Raw genomic sequence first — 2243 nt, 5'->3', positions numbered from 1 at the left:
GCGGCCGGCAGAGCGCCGGCCTGCTGGTGGTGCAGCGCGGCGGCGGGTACGGCGGCGCCAGCGACGTGGTGGTCGACCTTCGGGTGGACGACCACCCGGACCCGGTCGCCGAGCTGGGTCGGCTGCTCGCCGTGCACACCATGCTGTTCGGCCGGCCCGACCCGGCCACCCTGCTCGACCTGAGCGGGGCGATCGCCGCCGAGGTGGCGGCGTTGCTCGGCGCGCTGGGACACCCGGTGCCCGAGGGTGCGACGGAGGCGGCGTTGACCTCCTGGGCCGGGTTGGAGAACCTGGAGGAGCGCCTGGTGCCGGGGCGGATCGACCCGGTGGTGCTGGCCCACCTGCGGAGCGTCGCCCCGCACGTTCCCGCGCCCCGCTCCGCGAGCTGAGCCGGGCCGGCCCACCACCGGGCCAGCGGTCACCGGAGCCGGGTGGCGGCCGGGGTCAGCGACCGAAGGCGAGCCAGCGGAAGCCGGCGGCGTCGACAGCGGCCCGTTCCGGGGCGGTCAGCGCCGCTCGACCGGTGCTCTTACGGATCAGGGTCAGCCGGTCCCAGTGCAGTCCGGCCGGAGTCGGTCGCCCGCCGGTGAGCAGGTCGGCGATCACCGCCGCCGCGGGCGCGGTGAGCCACGGTGCCCGGCCCAGTGCGGCGGCCAGGTCCAGCCCGTGCACGCCCACCTCGACGACCCGGGTCCGCAGGAACTCGGTGAGGCGCATCGCGTCGCCGTGCCGGGTCCGCACCAGCCGGTCGGGCGGGGCGGCGACGACCGCCGCCTCGGTGGCCCGCCAGGCCCGGTCGAACTCGGTCGCCAGCGCCGCCCGGTCCACCCGGAGCGCGTCGCGCTGGCCGCCGGCGATCCGGTCGGCGTCCACCTGCGCGGTGAACTTCGCCGCGCCGAAGTAGCCGGCGGCGTCCACCTCGGCACGGGCCGGTGCCGGTGCGGCGAGCATGTCGGACAGCCGGCCGACCCCGGTTCGGATGTGCGCGACCAGATCCCGGACCGTCCACGGATGACAGTCGGTGGGCAGGTCGAGGTCGCTGTCGGCCAGCTCGGCCAGGATCTCGGTGAGCCGCGCGCACTCGGCGGTGAACGCCGCGAGGACGGGCCGCACCGGCCGGCTCAACCCTTGACCCGGGGCACCAGCCGGTGCACGACGGTGAGCACCAGCGCCATCACCACCGCCATCGTGCCGGCGATCCCGGCGGCGCTGCCGGCGTACCCCACGAAGAGCGGTCGGCGGGTCAACTCCGTCGGCCCGGTGTCGCGCAGGTCGATCAGCCAGGCCAGGGCCAACCCGCTGGCGACCAGGGCGAGCACCCCAGCCACCCCGAGCAGCAGCGCCGCGACGCGGTGCGCGTCGCCGGGGGCGACCTCGGCCTGTTCCCGCTGGGTGACCAGCAGGAGCAGGCCGGCCAACGCCGCCCAGACGCCCACCACCAGGTACGCGGCGACGGCGTCGCTGGGCCGGTGCCAGCCGGCGGAGAGGGTGGCGACTCCGGCGACGGCGGCGTAGCTGGCACCGATGACCGCGCCGACCGCCCGCACCTTGGGCGGCAGCACGAGCATCAGCGCGACCGCCACCGAGGCGGCCACCGTGGTGTGCCCGCTGGGCAGGCTGTTGCCCACCGCGGCGCGCTCCGGGTCGAGGCCGAAGTCGGGCCGGCTCAGCCCGTACTTGAGCAGCTGGGTCGAGACGTTCGCGCCGGCGATCAGCAGGGTCGCGGTGATGGCCAGGGCGATCCGCCCCCGGATCAACGCGATGAACCCGATCATCGCGGTGGCGGCCAGCAGGGAGACCACCGACATCGCGTTGAGGATCCGGTCGACCGGGCCGTCGATGGTGTCCTGACCGATCCGGTTGCCGGTGAGGGCGACAGTGTCCACCCACTGGCCGATCTCCAGATGCACGGCCACCCGCCACACGGCAAGGAACGCGGCCGCCTGCACAAGGGCCAGTACGACCAACCAGACCGCCGTCCAACCCCGTGCCGTCGCGCGCATCCGCACACCGTAGCGGCAGGTGTCGCGGGTCCGACCGGTGGCCCGCCGTCAATCGGCGTTAGGTTGGGCCGGGAGTGAGGAGGCGGTGTGGACGCGACACCGGAGCGTGACAACGGCCAGGCCGAGCCCGGCGCACAGCGGCGGACAGGTGCCGGCGCGGACCCGGGTGGGCCGGCGCGGGCCGAGTCGCTGACGGATCTGGTGGGCGGGCGGCGCGGCGCGGTCGACGCCACAGTGCCC

The 2243-nt window shown here is 75.7% G+C and carries 3 protein-coding genes; 1 reads left to right on the top strand and 2 read right to left on the bottom strand.

The features are described from left to right. A partial coding sequence (locus tag JM949_RS35360; protein WP_203152395.1) for a putative peptidoglycan binding domain-containing protein occupies nucleotides 1–389 on the top strand: 389 nt, incomplete at its 5' end. Between the two features lie 55 nt (nucleotides 390–444). On the opposite strand, the gene JM949_RS35355 is transcribed toward JM949_RS35360, so the two are convergent. Both JM949_RS35355 and JM949_RS35350 read right to left on the bottom strand, forming a co-directional pair. Further along, nucleotides 445–1113, bottom strand: a complete 669-nt coding sequence (locus tag JM949_RS35355; RefSeq protein WP_309232457.1) for a maleylpyruvate isomerase N-terminal domain-containing protein — start codon at nucleotides 1111–1113, stop codon at nucleotides 445–447. Nucleotides 1114–1121: 8 nt separating this feature from the next. Beyond that, complete coding sequence (locus JM949_RS35350; protein ID WP_203152393.1) at nucleotides 1122–2009, bottom strand: phosphatase PAP2 family protein; 888 nt, start codon at nucleotides 2007–2009, stop codon at nucleotides 1122–1124. Nucleotides 2010–2243 lie beyond the last annotated feature (234 nt).

The organism is Micromonospora tarensis (assembly GCF_016803395.1).
Classification (GTDB): Bacteria; Actinomycetota; Actinomycetes; order Mycobacteriales; family Micromonosporaceae; genus Micromonospora; species Micromonospora tarensis.
The sequence above is the reverse complement of the archived record's forward strand: the minus strand, read 5'-3'. Positions and strand labels throughout refer to the sequence as shown.